The sequence below is a fragment of the Faecalibacterium sp. AF10-46 genome (assembly GCF_003604105.1).
Taxonomy (GTDB): domain Bacteria; phylum Bacillota; class Clostridia; order Oscillospirales; family Ruminococcaceae; genus Faecalibacterium; species Faecalibacterium taiwanense.
In genome coordinates this window covers 146,741-171,549 of sequence record NZ_QVGY01000005.1, presented here as the reverse complement: position 1 = coordinate 171,549, position 24,809 = coordinate 146,741, and the positions used below count along the sequence as shown (strand labels likewise).

At 55.7% G+C, this 24,809-nt stretch carries 26 protein-coding genes and 1 tRNA gene; 12 read left to right on the top strand and 15 right to left on the bottom strand.

The features are described 5' to 3' along the window. Positions 1–27 precede the first annotated feature (27 nt). From DWV57_RS07670 to DWV57_RS07645, 6 genes are all read left to right on the top strand, one after another. A complete protein-coding gene (locus DWV57_RS07670; RefSeq protein ID WP_120020424.1) occupies positions 28–1,926 on the top strand; it encodes a PRD domain-containing protein in 1,899 nt (632 codons plus the stop codon). Next, positions 1,919–2,236: a PTS lactose/cellobiose transporter subunit IIA gene (locus DWV57_RS07665; protein ID WP_097800916.1), complete on the top strand. Its 318-nt coding sequence runs from the start codon at positions 1,919–1,921 to the stop codon at positions 2,234–2,236. Before DWV57_RS07670 ends, DWV57_RS07665 begins: the two co-directional genes overlap by 8 nt. A 29-nt stretch (positions 2,237–2,265) precedes the next feature. Then, on the top strand, positions 2,266–2,571 hold the full coding sequence (locus DWV57_RS07660) for a PTS sugar transporter subunit IIB (RefSeq protein WP_097777204.1): 306 nt from the start codon (positions 2,266–2,268) through the stop codon (positions 2,569–2,571). A gap of 35 nt (positions 2,572–2,606) precedes the next feature. Further along, entirely contained in the window at positions 2,607–3,899 is a 1,293-nt protein-coding gene (locus DWV57_RS07655; protein WP_120020423.1) for a PTS transporter subunit EIIC, read from the top strand. Positions 3,900–3,915: 16 nt separating this feature from the next. After that, positions 3,916–5,343 carry a 6-phospho-beta-glucosidase gene (locus DWV57_RS07650; protein ID WP_120020422.1) on the top strand — a complete coding sequence of 476 codons (1,428 nt, stop codon included), beginning with the start codon at positions 3,916–3,918 and terminating at the stop codon, positions 5,341–5,343. 113 nt (positions 5,344–5,456) lie between these two features. Beyond that, entirely contained in the window at positions 5,457–6,380 is a 924-nt protein-coding gene (locus DWV57_RS07645) for an AEC family transporter (protein ID WP_097777207.1), read from the top strand. A 243-nt stretch (positions 6,381–6,623) separates the two neighbouring features. Here DWV57_RS07645 and DWV57_RS07640 read toward each other — a convergent pair whose 3' ends face one another. From DWV57_RS07640 to DWV57_RS07615, 6 genes are all read right to left on the bottom strand, one after another. Further along, positions 6,624–7,181 (bottom strand): LemA family protein, encoded by a 558-nt coding sequence (locus DWV57_RS07640; RefSeq protein WP_120020421.1) that lies wholly within the window; start codon positions 7,179–7,181, stop codon positions 6,624–6,626. 127 nt (positions 7,182–7,308) lie between these two features. Beyond that, entirely contained in the window at positions 7,309–8,598 is a 1,290-nt protein-coding gene (locus DWV57_RS07635; RefSeq protein ID WP_120020420.1) for a sensor histidine kinase, read from the bottom strand. Then, positions 8,595–9,329 carry a LytTR family DNA-binding domain-containing protein gene (locus DWV57_RS07630; RefSeq protein WP_120020419.1) on the bottom strand — a complete coding sequence of 245 codons (735 nt, stop codon included), beginning with the start codon at positions 9,327–9,329 and terminating at the stop codon, positions 8,595–8,597. Before DWV57_RS07630 ends, DWV57_RS07635 begins: the two co-directional genes overlap by 4 nt. A gap of 39 nt (positions 9,330–9,368) precedes the next feature. Beyond that, positions 9,369–10,505 (bottom strand): N-acetylglucosamine-6-phosphate deacetylase, encoded by a 1,137-nt coding sequence (gene nagA, locus DWV57_RS07625; RefSeq protein ID WP_097777211.1) that lies wholly within the window; start codon positions 10,503–10,505, stop codon positions 9,369–9,371. Between the two features lie 274 nt (positions 10,506–10,779). Then, entirely contained in the window at positions 10,780–11,130 is a 351-nt protein-coding gene (locus tag DWV57_RS07620; protein WP_005942608.1) for a type II toxin-antitoxin system PemK/MazF family toxin, read from the bottom strand. Positions 11,131–11,266: 136 nt separating this feature from the next. Beyond that, positions 11,267–11,674, bottom strand: coding sequence for a 4'-phosphopantetheinyl transferase superfamily protein (locus DWV57_RS07615; RefSeq protein ID WP_118526641.1), 408 nt, complete (start codon positions 11,672–11,674; stop codon positions 11,267–11,269). Between the two features lie 161 nt (positions 11,675–11,835). Here DWV57_RS07615 and DWV57_RS07610 point away from each other — a divergent pair, with 161 nt between their 5' ends. Continuing rightward, on the top strand, positions 11,836–12,081 hold the full coding sequence (locus tag DWV57_RS07610; RefSeq protein WP_097774456.1) for an IreB family regulatory phosphoprotein: 246 nt from the start codon (positions 11,836–11,838) through the stop codon (positions 12,079–12,081). A 197-nt stretch (positions 12,082–12,278) separates the two neighbouring features. Here the strand turns inward: DWV57_RS07610 and DWV57_RS07605 are convergent, their stop codons facing one another. Both DWV57_RS07605 and cysK read right to left on the bottom strand, forming a co-directional pair. Beyond that, positions 12,279–13,223 (bottom strand): tRNA-dihydrouridine synthase family protein, encoded by a 945-nt coding sequence (locus tag DWV57_RS07605; RefSeq protein WP_120020418.1) that lies wholly within the window; start codon positions 13,221–13,223, stop codon positions 12,279–12,281. Positions 13,224–13,316: 93 nt separating this feature from the next. Continuing rightward, positions 13,317–14,249: a cysteine synthase A gene (gene cysK, locus DWV57_RS07600; RefSeq protein ID WP_005942619.1), complete on the bottom strand. Its 933-nt coding sequence runs from the start codon at positions 14,247–14,249 to the stop codon at positions 13,317–13,319. 222 nt (positions 14,250–14,471) lie between these two features. Between cysK and DWV57_RS07595 the strand changes: the two genes are divergently transcribed. From DWV57_RS07595 to DWV57_RS07585, 3 genes are all read left to right on the top strand, one after another. Then, positions 14,472–14,903, top strand: a complete 432-nt coding sequence (locus DWV57_RS07595) for an RrF2 family transcriptional regulator (protein WP_118526645.1) — start codon at positions 14,472–14,474, stop codon at positions 14,901–14,903. Positions 14,904–15,134: 231 nt separating this feature from the next. Then, complete coding sequence (locus tag DWV57_RS07590) at positions 15,135–15,467, top strand: CidA/LrgA family protein (protein WP_242702883.1); 333 nt, start codon at positions 15,135–15,137, stop codon at positions 15,465–15,467. Then, positions 15,448–16,155, top strand: coding sequence for an LrgB family protein (locus tag DWV57_RS07585; RefSeq protein ID WP_097774460.1), 708 nt, complete (start codon positions 15,448–15,450; stop codon positions 16,153–16,155). The genes DWV57_RS07590 and DWV57_RS07585 overlap by 20 nt, the downstream gene beginning before the upstream one ends. A gap of 134 nt (positions 16,156–16,289) precedes the next feature. On the opposite strand, the gene DWV57_RS07580 is transcribed toward DWV57_RS07585, so the two are convergent. The 7 genes from DWV57_RS07580 to DWV57_RS07550 form a co-directional block, all read right to left on the bottom strand. Continuing rightward, complete coding sequence (locus DWV57_RS07580) at positions 16,290–16,739, bottom strand: winged helix DNA-binding protein (protein WP_118526649.1); 450 nt, start codon at positions 16,737–16,739, stop codon at positions 16,290–16,292. A gap of 12 nt (positions 16,740–16,751) precedes the next feature. Further along, on the bottom strand, positions 16,752–18,110 hold the full coding sequence (locus DWV57_RS07575) for a citrate/2-methylcitrate synthase (protein WP_120020417.1): 1,359 nt from the start codon (positions 18,108–18,110) through the stop codon (positions 16,752–16,754). 440 nt (positions 18,111–18,550) lie between these two features. Beyond that, positions 18,551–18,623 (bottom strand) — tRNA-Pro (locus DWV57_RS07570). A 79-nt stretch (positions 18,624–18,702) separates the two neighbouring features. Further along, entirely contained in the window at positions 18,703–20,187 is a 1,485-nt protein-coding gene (locus DWV57_RS07565; protein WP_133300968.1) for a hypothetical protein, read from the bottom strand. Positions 20,188–20,250: 63 nt separating this feature from the next. Beyond that, positions 20,251–21,036, bottom strand: coding sequence for a hypothetical protein (locus tag DWV57_RS07560; RefSeq protein ID WP_133303642.1), 786 nt, complete (start codon positions 21,034–21,036; stop codon positions 20,251–20,253). Between the two features lie 8 nt (positions 21,037–21,044). Beyond that, positions 21,045–21,335, bottom strand: a complete 291-nt coding sequence (locus tag DWV57_RS07555) for a hypothetical protein (protein ID WP_118526657.1) — start codon at positions 21,333–21,335, stop codon at positions 21,045–21,047. Between the two features lie 239 nt (positions 21,336–21,574). Next, positions 21,575–22,459 carry a YitT family protein gene (locus DWV57_RS07550; RefSeq protein ID WP_118526659.1) on the bottom strand — a complete coding sequence of 295 codons (885 nt, stop codon included), beginning with the start codon at positions 22,457–22,459 and terminating at the stop codon, positions 21,575–21,577. A gap of 250 nt (positions 22,460–22,709) precedes the next feature. Here DWV57_RS07550 and DWV57_RS07545 point away from each other — a divergent pair, with 250 nt between their 5' ends. Together DWV57_RS07545 and DWV57_RS07540 are read left to right on the top strand one after the other, a co-directional pair. Next, entirely contained in the window at positions 22,710–24,368 is a 1,659-nt protein-coding gene (locus DWV57_RS07545; protein WP_120020414.1) for a glutamine--tRNA ligase/YqeY domain fusion protein, read from the top strand. A gap of 37 nt (positions 24,369–24,405) precedes the next feature. Further along, positions 24,406–24,792, top strand: a complete 387-nt coding sequence (locus DWV57_RS07540; RefSeq protein ID WP_120020413.1) for an FMN-binding protein — start codon at positions 24,406–24,408, stop codon at positions 24,790–24,792. Positions 24,793–24,809: the final 17 nt, after the last annotated feature.

The window sequence follows — 24,809 nt, the reverse complement described above, 5'->3', positions numbered from 1 at the left end:
AATCAACAGGCTGGGGGAGGTGAAAAGATGGACGAGCGGATCTGGACGATCGCTGAAATACTGGACAAAAGTGGCCCTATGACGGCGGATGAACTGGCCGCACAGCTGAAACTCAGCGGCAAAACAGTGCGGAGCCTGATTAAGACCTACGCAAAGGAAATGCAGGAAAATGGCTTTTGCATCACAGCCAAACCCGGCAGGGGGTTCGGCATTGAGATCACGGATGCACAGACGTATGTGTCGAGCAGCAAACCACAGCAGGGAGAAAGGACCGGCATCCCGCAGGACGCGCAGGAGCGGATACAGCGGCTGAGGCAGTATCTGCTGGAAAAGGATGGCTATTCCAAGCTGGATGATCTGAGCGAGCAGTTTTTCGTGTCGCGGCGGTCAATCTCCAACGATCTGCGCGAAGTGGAGCGGCAGCTGGCGGAATACGGGCTGAGCATCCGCCGCAAACCGGGCTACGGCATCTGCGTGGTGGGCCGTGAGACGAACCGTAGGATCTGCATTGCGGCGCAGCGGGACGAGAGCCGCCCGGTCGGGCAGCAGATACAGGAGCTGGTCAGCCGGGTGCTGGAAAAAGAAAAGTTCGCCATGTCCACGATGGCGCTGGATAATCTGGCGGTCCACCTTGAGGTCGCAGTGGAGCGCATCCGCACAGGGCACGCGATAGAAAGCTCGGATGGCATGCAGGCGGACCTTCCGGAGCGGATCCTAGAAGTGGCCAGCCACATCGCCGTGCAGATCGAAAACATGACGGGCGTGGCTTTTCCACTGCCGGAGGTCTACTACATTGCTATGCATCTGAACGGCAAACAGATGTACCGGGCAAACGCAATGACCTCGGATGAAAATTTGGTGATTCCGCAGGAGGTCAACCGCATCGTATCGGATATGATCGAGCATATCTACGAGGCGTTCCGCATCGACTTCCGGGACAATCTGGAATTGCGCATGGGCCTGTGCATGCACATGGTGCCCTTGCTGGCGCGGATCAAGAGTGGGATGCGGATGAAGAACCCGATCCTGCAGGATATCAAGCGGGAGTATCCGCTGGCCTACGAAATGGCCACGCAGGCGTGCAGCGTGCTGCGAAACGTCAGCCCGAACCCCATCAAGGAGGACGAGATCGGTTATATCGCCGTCAGCTTTGCGCTGGCACTGGAACGGCAGAAGGCCAAAGAGTGGGCACCTAAAAACATCCTGATCGTCTGCGCCAGCGGCAAAGGCAGCGCCCAGCTGCTGGCTTACCGCTACCAGCAGAAATTCGGCAAGAATTTGGGCCGGGTACAGACCTGTGACGTGATCGGGCTGCGGAGCGTGAACTTCAGTAAGATCGACTATGTGTTTTCCACGGTGCCTATTCCCATTTATGTCCCGGTGCCCATCCGACAGATCCAGTTCTTCCCCACCGAAAAAGAACTGACCCAGATGAAAAAGCTCTTGATGCAGGGCAAAAAGGGGACTGTGGAAGAATATTTCAGCCCGGAGCTGTTTCTGCCACATCTCAACTGCGAAACACGGGAGCAGGTACTGGAACAGATGTGCCGGTTCGTGTGTGGCCAAAAAAAGCTGCCGGATGATTTTTTACAGCTCGTGAAAAAGCGGGAATCGCTGGCCGCCACTTCGTTTGGTGGGCTGGTGGCAATGCCGCATCCGTGGAAGGCAGTCAGCAAAGATACCTTCGTTTGCCTTGCCATTCTGGACAAGCCCGTGCAGTGGGGCGAAGCAAAGGTACAGGTGGTATTTCTGGTGTCCATCGCGGACGATGCCACCGCAAAATTGCAAAAATTCTATCAGGTTGTTGCGCAGCTTATGGTCGATGAAGCCTGCATCTGCAAATTGATCGCAGAGCGCCGGTTCGAGGTCCTGTTGGGGCTGCTGAGACAAAAAGAACAAGGACTGGAGGAACAAGAAAATGGTTGATGACGAGAAGTACGAAGTTGCATTTGAAATTATCGCCTGCGCTGGTGATGCAAAGTCGCTGGCACTGATGGCAATCGAGGAGGCCCGCAACGGCAATTTTGAACAGGCCGAAAAAAATCTGGCCGAAGCAAGAGAGCAGATGGCCAAGGCGCACGATGTGCAGAACGATATGCTGCAGAGCGAAGCTCAGGGCAAGAGCGTGGAACTGAACATCGTGCTGATCCACGCAGAGGATCACCTGACCATGGCAATCATGTCCATCGATTTTGCAGAAGAGTTCATCGAGCTCTACAAGCAGAATCATAAATAAACACGGAACACAAGAAAGGAAGAATCGTTATGAAAATCATGCTGGCTTGCTGTTTGGGAATGTCCACGAGCGTCGTCGTCCAGAAGATGAAGGACGCTGCAAAGGAGCAAGGCAAGGACTATGAGATCTGGGCTGTGGATCAGAACAAGATTGCGGAGAACGTTGGCAACTTTGATGTGCTGCTGCTGGGCCCGCAGGTGCGCCATCTGCAGCGCAAGGTCAAGGCAACTGTGGGTGACAGTGCACCGGTGGCGGTCATTGATGCACTGGCCTATGGCCGCTGCAACGGTGCTGCCATTCTGAAGCAGGCCGAGGATCTGGTGAACAACGGCTGAGTTGTTTGGAAAATCCCTTTTGGAGGAGAAAAAACATGAGTAAATTTAGCGACAAGTTCATTGACGGCATGAGTCTGGTGGCCGAAAAGGTGGATGAAAACAAGTTCCTTGGCGCTATCAAGGACTCGTTTACCATCTACATGCCGTTCGTTATCGTGGGCTCGTTTATGAGCCTGTTCAATACCATCCTGTGCAGCACTACGACTGGCCTTGCCAAGTGGATCCCCGCACTGGAAGCACTGAAGCCCATCTTCACCGCTGCAAACTTTGCAACGCTGTCCTGCATGACCCTGCCTATCGTGTTCCTGATTGGCCTCAAGTTGGGCAAGAAGAACAACGTGCCGGAGCACATCTCCGCTATTATGGCGCTAGCTTCCTATCTGACCATCTGCCCGCAGATCGTTTCTGTGGTGGTGGACGACAAGACCGGTACCGCTAGCGGCCTGCCCGGCGCAGCGCTGGGCTCTCAGGGTCTGTTCGTGGGCATGCTGATTGCCATTCTGGCAAGCCAGCTGTTCGCCTTCCTGATGACCTTCGATAAGCTCAAAATCAAGATGCCGGATTCTGTGCCCGCAGCGATCACCACTTCCTTCAACTCTCTGATCCCCATCGTGCTCACTCTGCTGGGTGTTTCCATTGGCGGCTACGCATTCCGTCAGATCAGCGGCCAGTACCTGACCGACTGGATCTACACCACCATCCAGCATCCTCTGGAGAACGCATTCCAGAGCCCTGCCGGTCTGTTCATCATCATTCTGGTCTGCCGTGCATTCTGGTTCCTGGGCATCCATGGCGACCTGATCATCAAGCCTGTGCGTGACCCGTTCTTGGCTGCTGCTCTGGCTGCAAACGTTGCTGCTGTGGCCGCTGGTCAGACCCCGTCCTCTCCCATCACCTACGGCTTCTGGGTCGCATTCGTTGCCCTGCCGGTGGCTCTGCCCGTCTGCCTGGCTATCTTCCTGGTGTCCAAGCGTGAAGATTATCGCGCTGTTGCCAAAGTTGCCATTGGCCCCGCACTGTTCGGCATCAGCGAGCCCATGGTCTTTGGCCTGCCTCTGGTTTTGAACACCACCATGCTGATTCCCTCCATCCTCTCTGTGATGCTGTGCTCCGGTACTGCACTGTTTGCAAGCACGATTGGCTTTATGCCCTGCAACACCGTTGACGTTGCCTTTGGTACGCCCGTGCTGCTGAGTGCACTGATTGGCCACGGCTGGCAGGGTGTTGTGGTGCAGATTATTGGTCTGGCACTGGCAACGCTGGTGTATATCCCCTTCATGATCGTTGCCAATAAGCAGGCAGAAGTAGAGCAGGCCGCTCAGAACTGATAAAAGGAGAACTGCTGTGAAAACCTTTGCAAAAAACTTCTTATGGGGCGGCGCACTGGCGGCAAACCAGTGCGAGGGCGCTTATCTGGAAGATGGAAAGGGCTTAGAGATCTGCGACCTGCTGGAGACCGGCAAAGATCGTTTCATCAAGCTGGACCCGGCGCTGGAACTGCATGAGGGTCACGTCTATCCCTCTCATGAAGCAATCGATTTCTATCATCACTACAAAGAAGATATTGCCATGTTTGGCGAGATGGGCATGAAATGTCTGCGCACCTCCATTGCATGGAGTCGCATTTTCCCGAACGGCGACGATGCCGAGCCAAACGAGAAGGGTCTGACCTACTACGAGGATATGTTCCGGGAATTGCACCGCTGGGGCATTGAACCGGTGATCACGATCTCTCACTTTGAGACTCCGCTGGCGCTGGTCAAAAAGTACGGCGGCTGGGACAACCGCAAGCTGGTCGGCTTTTTTGAGCGCTACTGCAAGGTGCTGTTTGAGCGCTACAAGGATCAGGTCAAGTACTGGATGACTTTCAATGAAATCAACAACACCCTCAAGCTGCCTTATCTGGCAGCCGGCATGGTGGTGGCAGATGATGACAATGCACCGCAGCGGCAGTATCAGGCTGCACACAATATGTTTGTGGCCAATGCACTGGCTGTCAAATCCTGCCATGAGATGATACCGGGTGCAAAGATCGGCTGCATGCTGTCTTTGAGCACGGCATATCCCAATACCTGCCGCCCGGAGGATGTGATGGAAACCTATCAGCTTCGTCAGCGTTCGCTGTTCTTCTCGGATGTGATGCTGCGCGGCCGTTACCCCTCTTACATCAATCGCAAGTGGGAAGAGCTGGGCGTACAGGTGCAGATGGAGCCGGGCGATTCTGAGCTGATTGCACAGAACACCAACGACTATCTGGCTTTCAGTTACTACATGACCTCTACCCACATTGCCGGCATGAAGATCCGCTCCAATACGGGCGGTCACGTAGGTGCGGACAATCCCTATCTGGAAAAATCCAAGTGGGGCTGGCCTATCGACCCGGTGGGTCTTCGATTCGTCTGCAACGAACTGTATGACCGCTACCAGAAGCCCATGTTCATTGCTGAAAACGGCCTTGGAACAGCAGACACCATCGACCCGGATGGCCGCATCCGCGATACTGCCCGCATGGAGTACCTCAAAAAGCACATCGAAGCTTTGCAGCAGGCTGTGGCTGACGGCTGCGATATCTTCGGCTACACTTGGTGGGGACCCATCGATATCGTGAGTGCCGGCACTGGCGAGATGGAAAAACGGTATGGCTTTATCTATGTGGATAAGGATAATCAGGGCAACGGAACCCTGCAGCGTCGGAAGAAAGATTCCTTCGAGTATTACAAAAAGGTGATCGCTTCCAACGGACAGGATCTGGAACTTCCCGCCGAGGACTAATCAAATAAAAAAGATCGGTGCAGTATTTTTCAAAACAACAAGAAAAATACTGCACTTGATTTTTTTGTGTGAGAGTGCAGCACGTACAACAGCTGCCGCAAAGGAATATCGATATGATAAGCTTGATTCTGGCAAAAAAGATCCTTTCGCTGTTTTTGGTCATGGCTCTGGGCATTGTGCTGGTGCGCTGCGGCATCGTCCGCAGTCAGGACAGCAAGGTGCTCTCCATGATCTCACTGTATCTGGTCATGCCATGTGTGATCATCTCGTCGTTTCAGGTGGAGTATCAGCCCGAGATTCTGAACGGTCTGCTGCTGGCACTGGCTGCGTCAGCGCTGCTGCATCTGGTGCTGATCGTGGTGGTTGGCTTTCTGGGCAAGGTGCTGAAACTGGATGGTGTAGAGGAGACCTCGCTGATCTATTCCAACGCAGGGAACCTTATTATTCCCATTGTGACGGCCATTCTGGGCAAGGAATGGGTCATTTACACCAGCGCATTTCTTTCGGTGCAGCTTTTTCTGCTGTGGAGCCATGCTAAAATGAAGCTCTGCGGAGAAAAAGGAATCGACCTGAAAAAGATTCTGACCAATATCAACATGATCGCCATTTTTGCTGGGGTGCTGCTGTTCCTGCTGCGGATCCAGTTGCCTGCACCTGTGCAGGATGCGGTGGATTCAATCAGCAGTATGGTTGGTCCAATGGGAATGCTGATACTCGGTATGCTGATCGCAGAAATGGACCTGAAAAAACTGCTAAGCTATCACAGACTATGGTGGATCACGCTGCTGCGTCTGGTGGGCATCCCGCTGATAGGAATCGTACTGTTGAAATACAGCAGCCTTGCAGCACTAGTGCCGGAGGGCAGAACAATACTGCTGGTTACACTGCTTGCCATCTGCACGCCGTCCGCGTCCACACTGACCCAGATGGCGCAGGTGTACGGCAAAGATGCAGACTACGCCAGCGCGATCAATGTGGTAACGACCCTGCTGTGTATCGTCACGATGCCGCTGATGGTGGCATTGTACCAGATGTAAGTACGTGCGAACGCTCTGCAATTTTATCACCCGCCCAGGGCTGCCATCAAGAATCCCTGCAAGTGATCGCGTAAGGGCTTGAACCGACACAAATAACACAAATAAAGCATAACAAATACCCCTCGGTTTCCTGCTGCGGAAGCCGAGGGGTGTTTTGCGTATTAAGGGTGGAACGAATGCGCCCTGTGATTTTATTCCACCTTCAAGCGGACCGAGGTGCCGGGCTTTTACGATGAAGAAGTTTTATGCGGGTTCCCGCCGAAAAGGCTGCGAGGGCTGGACAGGACAGGCCACCGGTGCATCCGGTGCAAACTGCAGGTATTCCCGCGGGGCAATGCCCAGCAGACCGGCCAGCAGGCCAAGGCGCTTTTGCTCCAGTGCACAGTTGAGCCGGGTGACGGAATCGTTGTAGATCAGGCTGCTGGTATAGACCATCCGACTGTAGCAGTTGGCCGCTTCCATGCAGCGCTGGTAGGCGGGGTCTGCTTTCAGGGAAGGGTGGTTCTCGGCCGCAATGGTGATGTAGGACATGGCCTGTGCAAGATGCTGCTCCTGTTCCAGCACCTGCGCCGGTGTGGACAGGGCATTGATGGAGGGCGGCAGCAGCACCAGCTGGGCCGAAAGGCCGTGGGTGCGGGCCAGTTCCAGCAGGGCTTCCAAAGCACGGAAGCGGGAAGAAAGCTGCAGGCCGATCTGGTTCATGGCAGTGTTGACATTCTCGTTCAGCTCGCTGAGACGGCGGCAGATGTAGCTGAGCCAGACCACGGCCAGCAAAATGACCGGGATGAGCAGAAATGCCATAGAAGACCCTCCCTGAAAAAAATAAGCTTAGACGGCAGTAGAACCGTCTGAGCTTACTATAGCGCAAAAGCAGTGCCGACTGGTGCAATTGGCACGAGTCGCCCATAAAATGCATTGAATCGACCTTTTACAGAGAGATGCGCAGCACAAACTGGTTCTGCTGCTGCGAAAAGCTGTACATGCCGCCATACTGCTCCACAATGGCGCAGATGCTGCGCACGCCAAGGCCGTGGCCGGGCTGGCTGGTGGTGGGGATGCCCTCGGCACGGAACTGCACCGGGAAGCTGCAGGAGTTTGCGATCTGTAAAAACAGTCTGCCGTCCTTTTGGTAGGCGGTGGTCTCCACAACAGCGGGCTTTCCGGCCTCGCGCTGGCGCTGCCCGGCGTGCAGGGCATTTTCCAGCGCGTTGGAAAGCAGCACACACAGGTCGCTGTCCGGCAAAGGCAGCACCAGCGGGATGGCGGCATGCACCCGGAAGTCGATGCCGCTGTTCTGCGCGCGGGTTGCAAAGGCCGAGAGAATGAGGTTTGCGGCCTCATTTTCACAGTAGACGTTCACCTTGCTGGCTTCGATCTCTGCGCACACGCTGTGGATGTACTCCTGCGCGGCTTCGGCACGGCCATTTTCGATGCAGGCGGAAATGTACTGTAAATGATGGCGCAGGTCGTGGCGGTAGGTGCTGGCCTTGCGTTGGCTTTCCCGCAGGGCATCGATCTCGCGCACAGCCTGCGCTACCTGCAGGTTCAGGCTGTTCTGGGTCTGCTCCAGCTGGCTGCGCCGCTTCTGCTCCTGCGTGGTCTGCAGCACAAAGACCAGATAGGCCAGACTACACACAAAGGGCATGAACTCCACTGCAGCCTGATTGCCGCTGGAGAGCAGATCGGTATAAATGCGGGTAAAGTAGTCAAAGACATAGCTCAGCAGCGGGATCACGCCGAACTGCAGCTGCAGCTTGAGCGAAGAGTGCGACAACGCGCGCACTGAAGGCGCGATCCAGTGCACCAGTGCCAGCAGCAGCGGCAGGGTGACGACCAGCTCGGTGGCATCCTGCAGCGCGGTGCCGCCTGTCGGGAACAGCGCAATGACCAGCAGTGCGGCCCAGCGCCGCAGCTGGCAGCACAGGTAGGCTGTCAGCACGGCGATCAGTGACCAGAGCACCTTGCGGGTCATGGCGACCAGCAGTATGACCAGCGGCAGGTGGGTAATGACCGGGTAGAGATACCGGGTAAAGCTGGTGCTCCACCGCAGGCTCACAATGCCCTGCAGCGCCAGCATCAGCACGGTGCATCCCGCAAGCAGGAGCTTGCGCTGGCGGGTCCATTCCAGCTCACAGAACGCGGCGGACAGCACGATGCCGAAAATACCCACCGAGGCAAGGTTGCACAGCGAAAGCGCATCTGCAAAGGGTGTGCTCATATCATCACCTGCTTTCGGCGGAAGGCATATTCCAGATACTGCTGCCGGATCTCAGCAGACTTTCCGTGCGGAATGGGGATCTGCGCAAGGTTTGTCAGGGTAACGGCGCGGGTGGAGATGTTCTGGATATACTCCATATTTACAAGAAAAGAGCGGTGCGTGCGCAGAAAGCTCTCGTGAGGGGTCAGCTGGCGGGCCAGTTCGTCCATGCTGCCGGTGCTTTCCAGCACGGTGCCGTCCACCAGATGGAACAGCAGGGTACGGCCCAGCACTTCACAGTAGAGCAGCTGGTCCAGATCGATGCGGGAGATGCCGGTCTTGCAGCGCAGGATCAGGCTGCGCTGGTCGGCGCGGCGGCACTCGGCGATCACCGAATCCGTCAGACGGAAAAAGCTGTCCTCCCAGATGGGCTTGATCTGGTAGAAATAGGCACCCACCACATAGGATTCCACTGCAAACTCGGCGGAAGAAGTGAGAAAGATGATCTTGACGACATTATCGTACTGCCGGATCTCCTTGGCGGCGGTAATGCCGTTTTCGGCCGGCATGATGACATCCAGAAACAGGATATCGTACCGGGTGCCCTTTTCGATCTCGGCCAGCAGATCCAGCGGGCTGTGAAAGACTGTGCACTGGATCTGGACACAGCGCTGGGCGCGATATTTTTCCAGCAGGGCAGAGAGCTGGTCCAGAACTGTCTGGTCATCGTCGCAGAAGGCGATCTGGATCATAACGGGTTTACCACATCCTTTGTTCGCGTCAGCCAGAAATTACAGCTGGGCCTTGCCCATGCAGTAGGTCTGCAGCACATCGTAGTTGTCGTCCAGCACCACAAGGTCGGCATCCTTGCCGATCTGGATGGAACCCTTGCGGTCGTCCAGATGCAGGCAGCGTGCCGGGTTGATGGTGCAGGCGTTCAGTGCATAGTTGAAGGGCACCATGGCCTCCTCCACCAGAATGCGCAGGCCCTTGTTGATGTTCAAAGTGGAACCGGCCAGCGTGCCGTTGTCCAGATGGGCGCTGCCGTCCGGGTAGATGGTGATATGGTTGCCGCCAAAGATGTACTCGCTGCCAATGGGGGTGCCCTTGGCCATCAGTGCATCCGAGATCATGATGGCGTAATCCGGGCCTTTGCTCATGAAGTAGTTGTTCAGGGCAGCAGGGGTGGAGTGGCAGCCGTCGCAGATGATCTCGCCGTACATGGTGCGGATGCGGTAGGCTGCGCCCACCAGACCGTTGGCTCGGTGGGCGAAGGGGGACATGCCGTTGTACACGTGGGTCATGGAGCGGGCACCGTTGGCATAGGCCATCACGGCCTGCTCATAGGTGGCGGCACTATGGCCGATGCTGACCACCACGCCGTGCTCGGTCAGGTAATGGGTCAGTGCAAACCCTTCGTCGTGTTCCGGCGCAAGGGTCACATAGCGGATGTGGCCGCGTGCTGCCTGCTGGTAGTGCTTGAACTGCTCCACGCTGGGCTTTGCGATGTACTCCGGAGGCTGTGCGCCCTTGTACTTCATATCGAGGTAGGGGCCTTCAAAGTGGATGCCAAGGATCTCGGCACCTTCGTAGCTGCCCTCCATCACGTCGGCCACATTGGCCACGGCGTTGGTCAACACCTCCACGCTCTGGGTGACGGTAGTGGCCAGAAAGCTGGTCACACCCTCAGAGACGATATGCTTTGCCCAGTAGCGCAGGCCCTCCGGCTTTGCGTCGTTGGTGTCGAACTCGTAGGCACCATGGCAGTGGATATCCATAAAACCGGGCACGATGCGCTTGGAGCCATAGTCCACATCGGCCTGCTTTTCACCATAGGGGAAGATGCCGGTGATCTTGCCCTGCTCCAGCTCGACTGCGGCAGAAATAAACTGGTCGGCGATCCATACTTTTTTGCTCTGGATGATCATATAATCAGCCCTCCGATATCATCATAAAACCTACATATGCTGCACACGACAGCACAACCATTCTGCAGAAAAGTATAGCATTTTCTGGCGGGAATAACCAGCCTTCGCGCGCCTTTTCAAAAAAATTAAGCTGGAAAATGAAAAAATGATCGCAGTTTGCACAAAGAAACAGCGTAAAATCAGAAACCCGGAGCCCTTTTTGAGCCGTTTTGGCCGAAAAAAGGTTCCGGGTTTTGTGCATGATCTTTTCAGAGAGCTGTTTTGCAACAGCCCCTTAATATGAAGTAAGCCCCAGGCTTACATCCAAAGCCTGATCCACACGTTTCTGATCTTCCGGTGTGATCTGCCCGGCCCGCTCCCGCAGGCGGTGCTTATCCAGCGTGCGGATCTGCTCCAGCAGCACCACGCTGTCCTTGGCAAGGCCGGTATCCGCTGCCCGGATATTGATGTGGGTGGGCAGGCGGGCTTTGTCCAGCCGGGATGTAATAGCCGCAGCGATCACGGTAGGGCTGTGCCGGTTGCCAATCTCGTTCTGCACGATCAGCACCGGGCGCACGCCGCCCTGCTCCGACCCCACCACCGGCGAAAGATCTGCGTAAAAAACTTCTCCTCTGTGTACCTCCATGGAATCTCCCTCCCTGCATTTGGAGGATGCGCCCCGCTTATGTGATGCGTCCGGCGCATCTTCGTCTGCTCTCAGTATGAGCCGGCTGCGCGCCGGTTATGCAGCGCAGGGGATATTCCATTGTATGCACAAAGGCTTACAGAGTTTCCAGCGTGCAGAAGGCCAGCGCCATGCCGCCCTCGTGGCTCAGAGAGAGCCGGGCGGCAAGGCCATGGGCCTGCATCCATTCCGCCGTCTGGCCGGAAAAATGATAGGCAGGTGCACCGCTTTCCAGCCGGACAGCCTCGATCTCACACAGGGAGAACGGCTCCCGCAGGCCGGTGCCTGCCGCCTTTAAAAAGGCTTCCTTGGCGGCAAAGTTGGCTGCGGCGCTGGCAAGCCGGTGGGCGGCGCTGCGCCCGGCGGGCAGTGGTTCGTCAAGGCTCAGCGCAGCGCGTTCGGCCTCGCCGTACACCCGGCGGATAAAGGTTGCAGCGTGTGCGCCGGTAAGGCTTTTTTCCAGATGCGCGATCTCGCACAGGTCGCAGCCGATGCCATACAGCATAAAGGCCCTCCTTCTGCCGCATTTGCGGCGGTGCAGGCCGTCAGCCTGCAAAATCAGGACCGGAAATTTTATGCAAACTGTGCAAATCCGGTCTGTTTAGCTTGAAGTTTCCTCGCAATTCGTGTACAATGAATGTAGTTCTTCCTAAGGGGGTGTATTCCGTGAGTGGCGAGACCGCTATTTTTTCGATCCACGACAAAAAGGACTATGAGATCCATGAGATCGTACAGCAGGTGTACGATGCTTTAAAGGAAAAAGGCTATAATCCGGTCAATCAGCTGGTGGGCTATATCCTGTCCGAAGACCCCACCTACATCACGACCTATAAAAATGCCCGTTCCATGATCCGCAAGGTGGATCGTGACGATCTGCTGCAGGCCATGCTACGCAGTTATCTGAACGTCTGATATCGCTTGTCTGCTCATGCCCCGCCGTCGCTATGATGGCGGGGCTTTTTCATAATAGAATGCAGATGCCGTTTACCGTTACAGCCCCTCCGGTGAAAGCGCAATTCAGAAAAATCCGCAGATCTTTCTGAATTGCAACTAATAAAATAAAATTTTCGCTGAAGATGGCCAGAGCGAAACGGAGGCCATTCCAACCGTTACGGCCGGAACGGCAGCGTAAAGATCTGGTTTACGACGACCTCATATTCCCACGGTTCCCGCACCTTGCGCAGCTGCTTTTCCAGCTTTTCGGCCCCCTCAAACTTGTGAATGAGGTAGAACCAGTGTCCCTTCATGCGGCTCACCGCGCACCCGGCGCTGCCGAACAGTTCGGAGTATCCGTGGTAGAGGTCGTCAAGGTATCCGCGCAGCTCTTCCCGTGCGGCCGGTGCGCCGCCGCGTGCTTCACGGAAGAGCGCCGGGTCCGCAATGATGCCGCGCCCCACCATGATGCCGGACAGCTGCGGATACTGCGCTTCCAGCGTGTGCAGGTCCGCAGCGGTGGTCACATCGCCGTTGTAGCACACGGGCATCCGGCATCCGGGCAGGGCGGCGGCAAAAGCGGCACGGTCGGCCTGCCCGCGGTAGAGCTGGCGCATCACACGCGGGTGGATGGTCAGCTCACAGATGGGATACCGGTTATAGATATCCAGAATGGCAGCAAATTCTTCCGGCTTTTCCACGCCCAGCCGGGTCTTGACCGAGATAGGCCCTTCCGCATTGGCAAATACGGCAGCAAGAAAAGCGTCCAGCTTGACGGGGTCGCGCAGCATCCCGGAACCCTTGCCTTTGGCGGTGACGGTGCCGGAAGGACAGCCGAGGTTCAGGTTCACCTCGGTGTAGCCAAGGCCGCGCAGCTCGCCGATCATCCATGCGGCAAGTTCGCCGTCCTTTGCCAGCAGCTGCGGGATCACCGGTGCGCCGGGGTTTGCCGCAGGGGCAAGCTCGGCCATCTTCTTTTTAATGAGCACCCGGTTCTCCGGCGGGGAGATGAAAGGGGCATAGTAGCGGTCGGCATTGCCAGCAGGGCCGAACCATTTCTGGTGTGCCTGCCGCCACACCCGGTCGGTCAGGCCCTCCATGGGGGCAGCATAGTAATTCATGGGCAAATCTCCAAAGTGTTTGATAGGGATATTGTAACAAAAAACTCCCGCCCTGTGAAGTCACAGAACGGGAGAGGAGAGCTTTTTGAAAGATCAGTCTGCAAACAGCGGGGTGGACAGGTAGCGGTCGCCGGTATCGGGCAGCAGGACCACGATGTTCTTACCGGCATTCTCCGGGCGCTTTGCCAGCTGCAGGGCAGCATAAACAGCAGCACCGGAGGAGATACCCACCAGCACGCCTTCCTTGTGGCCGATCAGACGGCCGGTGGCAAAGGCATCGTCGTTCTCCACGGCAATGATTTCGTCATACACCTTGGTGTCCAGTACGTCCGGCACAAAGCCCGCGCCGATGCCCTGGATCTTGTGTGCGCCTGCGGTGCCCTTGCTCAGCACAGGAGAGGAAGCAGGCTCTACAGCCACCACCTTGACGTTCGGGTTCTTGCTCTTCAGGTACTGGCCCACGCCGGTCACGGTGCCGCCGGTGCCCACGCCTGCCACAAAGATATCCACCTTGCCGTCGGTGTCCTCCCAGATCTCGGGGCCGGTGGTCTCGATGTGGGCCTGAGGGTTGGCCGGGTTCACGAACTGGCCGGGGATGAAGGAATTCGGGATCTCCTTTGCCAGCTCGTCGGCCTTGGCAATGGCACCCTTCATGCCCTTGGCACCCTCGCTCAGCACCAGCTCTGCGCCGTAAGCCTTCATCAGCTGGCGGCGCTCCACGCTCATGGTCTCGGGCATCACGATGATGATGCGGTAGCCCTTGGCGGCTGCCACAGCGGCCAGACCGATGCCCGTATTGCCGGAGGTAGGCTCAATGATCACGGAACCTTCCTTCAGCAGGCCCTTTTCCTCGGCATCATCGATCATCTTTTTGGCGATGCGATCCTTGACAGAACCGGCCGGATTGAAGTATTCCAGCTTGGCAATGATGTGGGCAGGCAGCTCCTGCTCCTTTTCAATATGGGTCAGCTCCAGCAACGGAGTATGACCGATCAGCTGATCTGCGGCAGTATAAATCTTGCTCATTGTAGTTTCCTCCCTGATACAGTTATGGGCACATGTGCCCTGCTGGATGACCCGATTCTAAAACCTTTATACCAACATCATTTGTGGGTTTGATGGTATTATAGACCCGTTCTGTGCGGTTGTCAATGGATTTTTTGAAAAAAGTGGGATTGAAATATTATTTACCCTGTTGTATAATAGGTTAAAAACTCAATCTATAACCAACAAAGGAAGTACACTATTATGATCGTGTCCACCAAAGGGCGCTATGCACTGCGCGTGATGATCGACCTTTCCGAGCATCAGTCTGAAAAATATGTCCCTCTCAAGGAGATCGCTGCCCGGCAGGAGATCTCGGAAAAATATCTGGAAAACATCCTTAAGGTGCTGGTGCAGAACGGCTTTCTGGAGGGCTTGCGCGGCAAGGGCGGCGGCTACCGGCTCACCCGCAGCCCGGATCAGTACACCGTGGGCGAGATCCTGATGCTGACCGAGGGCAGCCTTGCACCGGTGAGCTGCCTGACCCCCAATGCGACCCCCTGCTCCCGCATGGCAAACTGCCGCACCTACGAGATGTGGAAGGGGCTGAACGATCTGATCTCCAATTATTTCGGCAATATCACGCTGGCCGATCTCGCCCGGTCTGATCAGGCCGGGAATGATTATGTGATCTGACGGTATTTCTGATAACATGCAAAAAAGCGCACCGGCTTGACCGGTGCGCCTTTTTTTGCACAGTTCTCGGCAAAATGTGCAAATTTTCTTATCCAGAATCACGGTTGATGGATTGGGGCAGGTGCGGTATACTTTACCCTTGATGTGACCATTTACGCTTTTGATCGAGGAAAGGGGAACTTTACTACGAAATATATTTTTCAGTTTGCGCGCATTCTTGCGTTTTGTTTTTTGGGCGAGATCCTTCATGTAGTGCTGCCGCTGCCGGTCCCGGCCAGCGTCTACGGTCTGGTGCTGCTGCTGGCAGCGCTGAACTTCAAGCTGGTAAAGCTGGACGATGTGAAAGAGGTGGGAACCTATCTCACAGGCATCTTCCCGCTGTTATTCGTGCCCGCTGCCGCCGGTGTGATGGAACTGTGGGCAGAGATGGGCGAGATGCTGCTGCCCATCCTCGTTGCCATTATCCCGGTCACTGTGCTGGTGATGGTGAGTGCAGGCAAGACCACGCAGGCCCTGACCGGCCGCAAGAAAAAGGAGGCTGACAATGACGCAGCTGCTGAATGATTTTCTGTCCGGCTCCGCAGCATGGGGCGTTCTGCTTACGCTGGCCGCGTTTGCACTGGGCACCCTTATCAATAAGGTGACAGGCAAAGCCATTTTTAACCCGCTGCTGCTGGGCAGCATCTTTGTGATCATTTTTCTGTCGGTGTGTAGCATCCCGTATGCAGACTACAAGGCCAGCGCGGCACCGGTGAACTATCTGCTGCTGCCCGCCACCGTGGCACTGGCCATTCCGCTGTATGAAAAGATCGACCTGCTGAAAGAGAACGCCGCCGCCATCATTGCGGGTATCTCGGTGGGCACGCTGGTGAGCCTTGGCAGCGCACTGGCGCTGGCACTGGCGCTGGACCTGACCCGTGAGCAGTATGCCACCCTGCTGCCCAAATCCGTGACCACCGCCATCAGCATGGATGTGGCCGCTGAGCTGGGCGGCATTGCTGCCCTGACCGGTGCAATCGTCATTGTTACCGGCATCGTGGGAGCGCTGCTGGCTGAGACGGTGTGCAAGATGTTCCACATCACCGACCCCATCGCCAAGGGCGTGGGCATCGGAACTTCGGCCCATGCCGTGGGCACCAGCAAAGCTCTGCAGATGGGCGAGGTGGAAGGTGCCATGAGCGGCCTTTCCATTGCGGTGGCCGGTGTGCTGACCGCAGTGCTCTGCCCGGTATTTGTGAACCTGATCCGGTAAACGATTTAAAATAGCCGCTTTGGCTTTTTTCAGTAGAATTTATTGGTTGATCCGGGAACCTCAGTTTACAACAAAAAATGAGATAGGCAACCCCTTTCGGGGAAGTCTATCTCATTTTTTCGTTGGGGCTGTTTTTATACGCCGCTGTGTTCTCGTTCATCCTTCAGGATGGCCGTCACGCTCTGCATGGTGCTTACTGCACGATGCAGTTCTTCGTCGCCAAGCTCTGCACGCAGGCGGGCGTAACAGCGCTGCATGAACGCGCGCTCCTCCGCCATCAGTTCCACAGCCTTGCTGGAAAGCTCCACATAGGTGCGGCCCGCTTCACGGTCGGTCTTCCATGCCACAAAGCCTTTGTCCTGCAGCTTTTCAACGGCCTTGGAAAGCTCTGTCACCTTCAGGCCCATAACGGCAGCAAGGTCAGCCAGATAAACCTTACGATCCGGGTGCTGTTCGGCCTGCATCTTAATGTAATATAAGATCAGGTAATCCGCCCGCTGGATGGTGCTGAACACCTTGTCGATATCAAAATTGTGCAGGAAGAACCATTCTTCCGGGTGATGTTTCAGTTCCACGCTCATCATGCATCCTCCCTGTTATTCCCGCTCATTGCGGCGGATATATTCGTGGGTGCCGCCAAGGCTCTTGTAGGCCGGGCGGATGATCTTGTTTGCGCTGAGCAGCTCTTCAATGCGGTGGGCGCTCCAACCCATCACGCGGGCCACGGCGAACAGCGGCGTGTACAGCTCCATGGGGATGCCCAGCATATCGTACACAAAGCCGCTGTAGAAGTCCACATTGGGGCTGACACCCTTGAAAATTTTGCGCTCCTCCGCGATCAGCTGCGGGGCCATGTGCTCGATCTTGTTGTAAAGGGCAAGGTCCTTGTCGCGGCCCTTCTCGTGGGCCAGCTGTTCCACATAGCCCTTGAATACCACCTCACGGGGGTCACTGAGGGAGTACACCGCATGGCCCATGCCGTAAATCAGGCCTTTGCGGTCAAATGCTTCGCCGTGCAGCAGCTTTTTCAGGTAGGCTTCCAGCTCTTCATCGTCCTCGGTGTCGTGCAGGTTTTCGCGGATGTTCTGCATCATCTGCATCACCATCAGGTTGGCACCGCCGTGGCGCGGGCCTTTGAGGGAGCACAGGGCAGCCGCCATGGCCGAGTAGGTATCGGTGCCAGACGAAGTGACCACGCGGGTGGTAAAGGTGGAGTTGTTGCCGCCGCCGTGCTCGGCGTGCAGCAGCAATGCCACATCCAGCACGCGGGCTTCCAGCTCGGTGTACTTCATATCCGGGCGCAACATCCGCAAAAAGTTCTCTGCGGTGGAAAGCTCCGGGTCCGGCCGGTGGATGTACATACTGCCGTCTTTTTCGTAGTGGTTATAGGCATGGTAGCTGTACACGGCCAGCATGGGGAAGATGCCGGCCAGCTGGATGCTCTGGCGCAGCACATTGGAAATTTCCAGATCACCGGCCTTGGGGTCGTAGGATGCCAGTGTGAGCACGCTGCGGGCCATGGAGTTCATGATATCGTGGCTGGGGGCCTTCATGATCACATCACGGGTAAAGTTGGTGGGCATGGTGCGGCACTCGCCCAGCACGCGGCAGAACTCTTCCAACTTTTCCTGCGTGGGCAGCTCACCGAACAGTAGCAGATAGCCCGCTTCCTCAAAGGCAAAGCGGCAGCCGGACGACCCGCGGATCAGGTCTTTCACGTCGTACCCGCGGTAGAGCAGCTGACCGTCGGCAGGCTTTTTCACCCCGTCCACATACTGGAAGGCGCGGATATCGGAGATATTGGTCAGGCCCGCCAGCACGCCCTTGCCGTTTTCGTCGCGCAGGCCCGCTTTAACGCCAAACTCCTTGTACAGATCCTTGCTGATGCGATCGTGTTCGGCGCACAGCGGCTGCTGCTGGTCGAAGTATCCCATTACGTTCTGCAGATGATCCATTGATAGTTGCTCCTTTCCTATTGCCGTCAGCTTGCGCTCACTTGGCAGGCCATCAGGAAGCTTTCTCTGCGAACAGCCCGGGACTCCAGTCCCGCCCTGCTGCCTGCGGCAGCAGAGGCTCACCCCAGGACATTCGCTGGAAAAACTTCCTGCCGCCCTGCCCGAAAAAACCGTATTGATTCGGGACGGCATTCACTTACATTCAGAATACTCTTTCAGATTACAAAAAGGATATTTCGGTGTCAAGGTACTGTTTGTAAATAAAAAAAGAACAAAATCGGAAAGCTGCCGGATGCGCATTTGCCCTTTAGCGCAGGGATGGTTTTTGAGACGGTAACGCACAAATAAGGCATCTTCCAGCCGAATCTCAGGGGACTGGCAACAAATAAAGCCACGACAAAACCGCATTTGTGAACGGTTCATCGTGGCTTTTTGTCATATCGGAGTGGCGAGACTCGAACTCGCGGCCTCCTGCTCCCAAAGCAGGCGCGCTACCAACTGCGCAACACCCCGGCATCCGGCGGCACTGCTGCACCGCCGGAATATAGTATATCGTTTTTGGAGCGGTTCGTCAATAGCTGGCTCCGCCGCCTCATGCATACAAGATGCAGCCAAGCACTTCCTTGCCAAGCTCCCGGATCTTCTCATTTTGCGCGCTGACTGTTCGGTACTTGGAGCAGGCGCAGTCTGCCGCCAAAAGGATCACATCCGCCTGTGCAGCCTGCTGCACAGCTGCCGAACTGACCAGAATGCTGTCAGCCGATGCAACGGTCGTTCCTTTCAGCACGCTGCACGCCTGCAGCGCATCCCGCAGGGAAGCCAGTTGCTGGGCAGAGATGTCGCCCGTGATCAGGATATTCTCTGCCTGCGGCACACGGCTGTGAATCGTCGCTGCAATCAACTCGACCATCGCGCCGTTCATACTGCCGTCCGGCCGTTTTTCCAGCTTGTTGATGGCTGCATCCAGCCCCTTTGCCTTTTGAGAAGCATCGTTTGCCAGTGTGCCAAGCACCCCGATGCCGCAGTATTTTTGCAGTTCATCTGCCGCGCAAACCTTTCCTTCCACCAGGAAACTGCATACAGTAGCGCCGGCCACCAGTACGGCTCCCAGCAGGAAGCCTATCGCAGCATATTTCACAGCGGAGTTGCCCGCACCCTTCGGATCTTTCGGTTTTTCCGTTGCCGCAAAATCTTTGTCCGCCGTCTGGATACTCTGCTCCAGCAGTTCGTGATTGCTCTGGAGGTCGGTCAGATTGTTCTGCAGCTGGATCATATTGTCACGGGTGTTCTGCTGCTGATCTCTCAGACTGGTCAGCACGGTTGTGGTGCTGCTGAGAGAAACCTGCGTGGTCTCATGTTCACCCACAGTACTCTCAATGACATCGTATAACTGGGCAAAACGCTTCAGCATGGCATCCATGATGTCATTTGCCTGCTGGGCATCCTTGCCTTCCGTACTGATGGTCAGCAGTCGGGTTCCGCTGTCCACCGAAACCGTGATCAGTTCGCGCATATAGCGTTCTTCCATCCCGAACTGCTCCGCGATCGCTCCGATCGTTTCGTGGCTCGTCAGCAGACTGGAATAAGCGCTGAGCACCGCGCCGGTGTAATCCGGGTTCTGGTAGTCCATGCCCGGCAGGATCTTGTAATCGGTGGTAATATAAAAGACCGCATTTGCCACATTGACATTATACGGATCCAGACTGTTCAGCACAGACTTGTCAATGTACTCCTGCGCATTTTTAATATCGAACTCTGCACGGGCCTGATCCGCTTCATTCTGCTTCAGCTGATGATTGTAGCTCGCAACATTTTTGTCGTGCGCTGTTTGAGCAGCACGGTATTCGACCATGTCCTCTTCATACTTCTGCTCTTCTGCCGTTCGGACGATCTCTTCACCATTTTCAGATGCAGCTTCTGCCGCCTTCTGGCTGCGCACATGTTTGAACATGCCAACTGCGCCAAACAGCACCGCACAGGCAACTGCCGCTGCAAAGATCTGCCGGTATTTGTGCAGAACAGCGAAGAACAGTGAAACCAGATCGATCTCCTGCTCATACTCGGTTTGTTTTTCCATAAAATTTTCCATCCTCCGGTCGTCTCATTGTTTCATCTTTGTACGGGCATGGGCTTTTTCGAATCAACTGTAAAATTTGTTTTTCAGTTCCGTATAGCGTGCGCTCTTCTCGGCCTTATATGTTTCCATCACCTGATCAGCCAAAGCCGTGCTCTGTCCGTTTTCCTGCAGAATTGTGCGCATCTGGCTCACGATGCTGTCCATTTCCTTATCACAGGAAGCCTGCAACGCATTCAACTCGCTCGACTTGGAAAGAACGATCATAAGTTTCCTCGTCTGCGTTTTCTGACTTTTCGGAAGCGCCCTGTATTCTGCTTTTGATTCCGCAATGCAGGCGTTCAAGCCGTTTTCCGCACGCGCCTTGACCGCATACACCTGCCGGATCAGTGCCTTGAGTTCTTCTTCGTATCCTGCAGGTGCGGGCTTGCTTGACGCAGACGCAGACGCAGCCGATTGTGTTTTCTGGGGGCTGCTTTCTGCTTGAGGCTTATCGATTGTTTTGCTGGAAGCAGCCGAATGCTGCGAAGATGCCGCCTGCTCCGACCCGGCAGTTTGTTCCGTCTTTTCAGAGCTGCTCTCTTCATCCGATTCAAAAGCGATTCCGCCCGCATCCTGCAGAACGCTGTCCAGCGTGATATCTCCCTTGATCAGCTGACTCAATTCATCGTCTGTGACCGTAACCTTCTCAACGCTTTCGCTGGAACTGCCCGGTTTCTCCAGTGCGGAGTCCGCTTCCAACTGCGCATTTCCCATCGCAGTAAAGCCGAACCATGCTGCAGCACAAAGAGCCATCACTGCAAGCACGCCCCCTGCGATCAGAAGCCTCTTGTGTTTTTGTGTCTGTTTCATTTTCAATGTCACTTATTCAGATATCCCATAATCGTTTCACCAAGGCGGAAGACACCGTAAAGATAACCGGTCTTGGCAAAGATGTTCATATTCCAGAAATTCTTCATCCAGTCCTCCATCGGAGTGAGCGAACCTTTTTTTGCACTGTTCCACACCGCAGAGCGCGCATCGCTCAGCACCGCGTCACGCAGATAATTGCCGATCAGATAATTGAACAGACCCATGTAATCCGGCGAACCGCCGACGATATATACCATCTCATTTGCATCGATTTCAGAATATACATCAGGATAATTCATTTTTTTTCTCCTTTGATTCTCTTATAAGCAGCATTCCGTTCCAGAATGCCATACACTTTTATTATACCATTATCCTGAACCCGCCGCAATGGAAACACTGCCAAATATCCCCCGGATTTTTAAAAGCATTTCGATTATTCGTTCTATTTTTCTACTTTTCCCCGATGAAGCGTACCCTTTTCACAACAAACGGCGGGCAGAGAGCCTGCTGCTCTCTGCCCGCCGAATCCCGTTGATATTCAATTAAAGGAGCGGAAACCCTTGCCGATGATCTCGCTGGAGTTGACGATGGTGATAAAGCTCCGGGGGTCGTTCTCACGCAGGAAGTTGCGCAGCTGCAGGGCCTGACGGCGGGTCAGCACCGTCACCAGCACGCTCAGCTCGTGGTGGGTATAGGCACCGTAGGCCTTTTCCACAGTAGCAGAGCGGTTCATGTCCTTGATGATGAAGTCCAGAATGGGCTGCGGGTTGGCCGTCACGATGGTGCACACCTTGCGCAGGCGAATGTTCTCGATGGCACCATCCACCACAAAGCTCTTGGCGATCAGGCCCAGGATACAGTACAGGCCGGTGCCCATGCCAAACCGCCATGCCGCCGCCAGCACGATGAGGATATCGCTGACCATCAGGGCCTTGCCGATCTCCATAGAGGTATATTTTGCCAGGATCAGGGCCACAATATCCGTACCGCCGGTGGATGCACCGATGTCGAATACGATCGCCGCGCCCAGAGCCGGCAGGAACACGGCGAACACCAGATCCAGCATGGCATCGCCGCTCATGGAAACGTTGACGGGATAGAGCCACTCGCACGCCGACACAAAAAAGGACAGCGCAAAGGAAGAATAGATCGTCCAGCCCATGGTCTTGATGCCCAGAAAGACAAAGCCCAGCACTACCAGGATCAGGTTGATGATCCACATAAAGCCGCCCACGTTGATCTTAGGGAACAGGTCTGCCAGCAGAATGGACAGGCCCGAGGTGCCGCCAAATGCAAAATGATTGGGATTTTTAAAGTAAACGATGCCGACCGCCGTAAGGATCAGGCCGAGATTCAGCTCACCGAAGAAATTTAAATTCTTCAGCATATTTTTCATGCTGAACGCTTCTTTTAAACTGTTCATGGGGTTCCTCCTATTTTAAGCACGGCAAAATGCGCTGTATGCCATGCAAAAATATACTCTCCTTGCACGGCGGTGTCAAGGGATAGGGAAAAAGTTGTGAAAATCGGGCAATTCACAGCAAAATTCCACTCAAAAATGCGCATTTGCCCCAGAAGTTCCGGCTTTCATCTTGAAGGTGCAGTAAAAATAGTGTATTATATAGTATTATGGAATATATAGGCACTTTGTGCCTTTGACAGGGGGAAAACACATGGCAGATAAAAACTTTCTGACCGACATCATCGACGCCGATCTGGCCGAGGGCAAGATCCGCGAGATCCATACCCGCTTCCCGCCCGAGCCCAACGGCTACCTGCACATCGGCAGTGCCAAGGCCATCTACATCAACTGGTCCATTGCAAACCAGTACGGCGGTAAGTTCAACCTGCGTCTGGACGACACCAACCCTGCCCGCGAGGGTGAGGAGTACGTGAACAGCATCATCGAGGATCTGCACTGGCTGGGCGCCGACCCCAACGGCGGCATCTTCTACGGCAGCGACTACTTTGACAAGTGCTACGAGTATGCCGAAAAGCTCATCATGGAGGGCAAGGCCTACGTGGACGACCTGACCCGCGACGAAATGCGCGAGTACCGCGGTGCCGATGCCGGCAAGCCTTCCCGTCCCTCTCCGTGGCGCGACCGCACCCCGGAAGAGAATCTTGACCTGTTCCGCCGGATGCGTGCCGGTGAGTTCCAGGAGGGCGAAAAGACCCTGCGTGCCAAGATCGATCTGGCCAGCCCCAACATGAACATGCGTGACCCGGCTATCTACCGCATCAAGTACGCCGAGCATCACCGTCAGGGCAGCAAATGGTGCATCTACCCGATGTACGACTTTGCACACCCCATTCAGGATGCCATTGAGGGCATCACCCACAGTATGTGCAGTCTGGAGTTCGAGAACCACCGCCCGCTGTACAACTGGGTCATCGAGAACATTTTCGGCACTGCCTTCCCCAAGCAGCGTGAGTTTGCACGCCTGAACATGACCAACACCGTCATGAGCAAGCGCTACCTGCGTGAGCTGGTGGAAATGGGCATCGTGGACGGCTGGGACGACCCCCGTATGCCCACCCTGTGCGGTCTGCGCCGCCGCGGCTACACCCCCACCTCCATCTTCACCTTTGTGCGCGAGGCCGGCATTTCTAAATCCGACAACCTGATCGACATGCGCCAGCTGGAAGCCTGCATCCGCAGCGAGCTGGACCTGACCGCTCAGCGCCGCATTGCCGTGCTGGACCCCGTAAAGCTGATCGTAGACAACTACCCGGAGGACAAGACCGAGTACTTTGATGTAGCCAACAACCCCAACCGCGAAGCCAACGATACCACCACCCGCAAGGTGGCCTTTACCAAAGAGCTGTGGATCGAGAATGAGGACTTTGCCGAGGTGCCGCCTCCTAAGTTCAAGCGCCTGACCATTGGCGGTGAGGTGCGTCTGATGGGCGCTTACATCGTCAAGTGCACCGGCGTGGAGAAGAATGCCGACGGCAGCATTGCCGCTATCCACTGCACCGCCGACCTTGAGACTGGCAACGGCAATCCCGCCGACGGCCGCAAGGTCAAGGGCACCATCCATTGGGTGAGTGCCGCCCATGCCGTGGATGCCGAGGTGCGTCTGTACGACAAGCTGTTTACCGAGGCCAACATGAACGCCATCCCCGAGGGCAGCGATTACAAGGACTACCTGAACCCGGAAAGCGTTGTTGTGTGCAAGGGCTGCAAGCTGGAAGAAAGCCTGAAGGATGCAAAGCCCGGTGAGAAATTCCAGTTCGTGCGCACCGGCTTCTTTACCCCGGACTCCAAGAACCCCGGCGTTTACAACCGCGTCGTCACCCTGCGCGACAGTTTCAAACCCGCAAAGTAAAAAATATATCACGTCAAAAGGGAGCATTTGATCTTTTATGAAGAAACTCACCCGGAATGTTATCATCATGGCTGTTGTCACTGTCATTATGGCAGTTGTGCTCGGCCTGTACATCAAGAGCACCGGCACTGTGCCCGCTGCCGACAACGCCGCCAGCCTGACGGATGGCATCTATACGTCCAGCGCTCAGGGCTGCCTGAGTGATGTGACCGTCACCGTCACCGTCACCGGCGGCCGGGTGACCGGTGTGGAAATCGATGCTTCCGGCGAGACTCCCGAACTGGGCGGTATCGCTGCTGAAACTCTGGCAGACCAGCTGACCAAGGCCGGTTCCACCAGCGGTGTGGACGCTGTTGCCGGTGCTACCATGACCAGCGACGCTGTGTTCACCGCCATGGACGACTGCCTGAGTCAGGCACAGTAAGCCGTCCCGGTATCATC

Coding starts and splice junctions, on each gene's coding strand:
- DWV57_RS07670 (WP_120020424.1), top strand. CDS start 28: ATGGACGAGCGGATCTGGACGATCGCTGAAATACTGGACAAAAGTGGC.
- DWV57_RS07665 (WP_097800916.1), top strand. CDS start 1,919: ATGGTTGATGACGAGAAGTACGAAGTTGCATTTGAAATTATCGCCTGC.
- DWV57_RS07660 (WP_097777204.1), top strand. CDS start 2,266: ATGAAAATCATGCTGGCTTGCTGTTTGGGAATGTCCACGAGCGTCGTC.
- DWV57_RS07655 (WP_120020423.1), top strand. CDS start 2,607: ATGAGTAAATTTAGCGACAAGTTCATTGACGGCATGAGTCTGGTGGCC.
- DWV57_RS07645 (WP_097777207.1), top strand. CDS start 5,457: ATGATAAGCTTGATTCTGGCAAAAAAGATCCTTTCGCTGTTTTTGGTC.
- DWV57_RS07640 (WP_120020421.1), bottom strand. CDS start 7,181: ATGGCATTTCTGCTCATCCCGGTCATTTTGCTGGCCGTGGTCTGGCTC.
- DWV57_RS07635 (WP_120020420.1), bottom strand. CDS start 8,598: ATGAGCACACCCTTTGCAGATGCGCTTTCGCTGTGCAACCTTGCCTCG.
- DWV57_RS07630 (WP_120020419.1), bottom strand. CDS start 9,329: ATGATCCAGATCGCCTTCTGCGACGATGACCAGACAGTTCTGGACCAG.
- nagA (WP_097777211.1), bottom strand. CDS start 10,505: ATGATCATCCAGAGCAAAAAAGTATGGATCGCCGACCAGTTTATTTCT.
- DWV57_RS07620 (WP_005942608.1), bottom strand. CDS start 11,130: ATGGAGGTACACAGAGGAGAAGTTTTTTACGCAGATCTTTCGCCGGTG.
- DWV57_RS07615 (WP_118526641.1), bottom strand. CDS start 11,674: ATGCTGTATGGCATCGGCTGCGACCTGTGCGAGATCGCGCATCTGGAA.
- DWV57_RS07605 (WP_120020418.1), bottom strand. CDS start 13,223: ATGAATTACTATGCTGCCCCCATGGAGGGCCTGACCGACCGGGTGTGG.
- cysK (WP_005942619.1), bottom strand. CDS start 14,249: ATGAGCAAGATTTATACTGCCGCAGATCAGCTGATCGGTCATACTCCG.
- DWV57_RS07595 (WP_118526645.1), top strand. CDS start 14,472: ATGATCGTGTCCACCAAAGGGCGCTATGCACTGCGCGTGATGATCGAC.
- DWV57_RS07585 (WP_097774460.1), top strand. CDS start 15,448: ATGACGCAGCTGCTGAATGATTTTCTGTCCGGCTCCGCAGCATGGGGC.
- DWV57_RS07580 (WP_118526649.1), bottom strand. CDS start 16,739: ATGATGAGCGTGGAACTGAAACATCACCCGGAAGAATGGTTCTTCCTG.
- DWV57_RS07575 (WP_120020417.1), bottom strand. CDS start 18,110: ATGGATCATCTGCAGAACGTAATGGGATACTTCGACCAGCAGCAGCCG.
- DWV57_RS07565 (WP_133300968.1), bottom strand. CDS start 20,187: ATGGAAAAACAAACCGAGTATGAGCAGGAGATCGATCTGGTTTCACTG.
- DWV57_RS07560 (WP_133303642.1), bottom strand. CDS start 21,036: ATGAAACAGACACAAAAACACAAGAGGCTTCTGATCGCAGGGGGCGTG.
- DWV57_RS07555 (WP_118526657.1), bottom strand. CDS start 21,335: ATGAATTATCCTGATGTATATTCTGAAATCGATGCAAATGAGATGGTA.
- DWV57_RS07550 (WP_118526659.1), bottom strand. CDS start 22,459: ATGAACAGTTTAAAAGAAGCGTTCAGCATGAAAAATATGCTGAAGAAT.
- DWV57_RS07545 (WP_120020414.1), top strand. CDS start 22,710: ATGGCAGATAAAAACTTTCTGACCGACATCATCGACGCCGATCTGGCC.
- DWV57_RS07540 (WP_120020413.1), top strand. CDS start 24,406: ATGAAGAAACTCACCCGGAATGTTATCATCATGGCTGTTGTCACTGTC.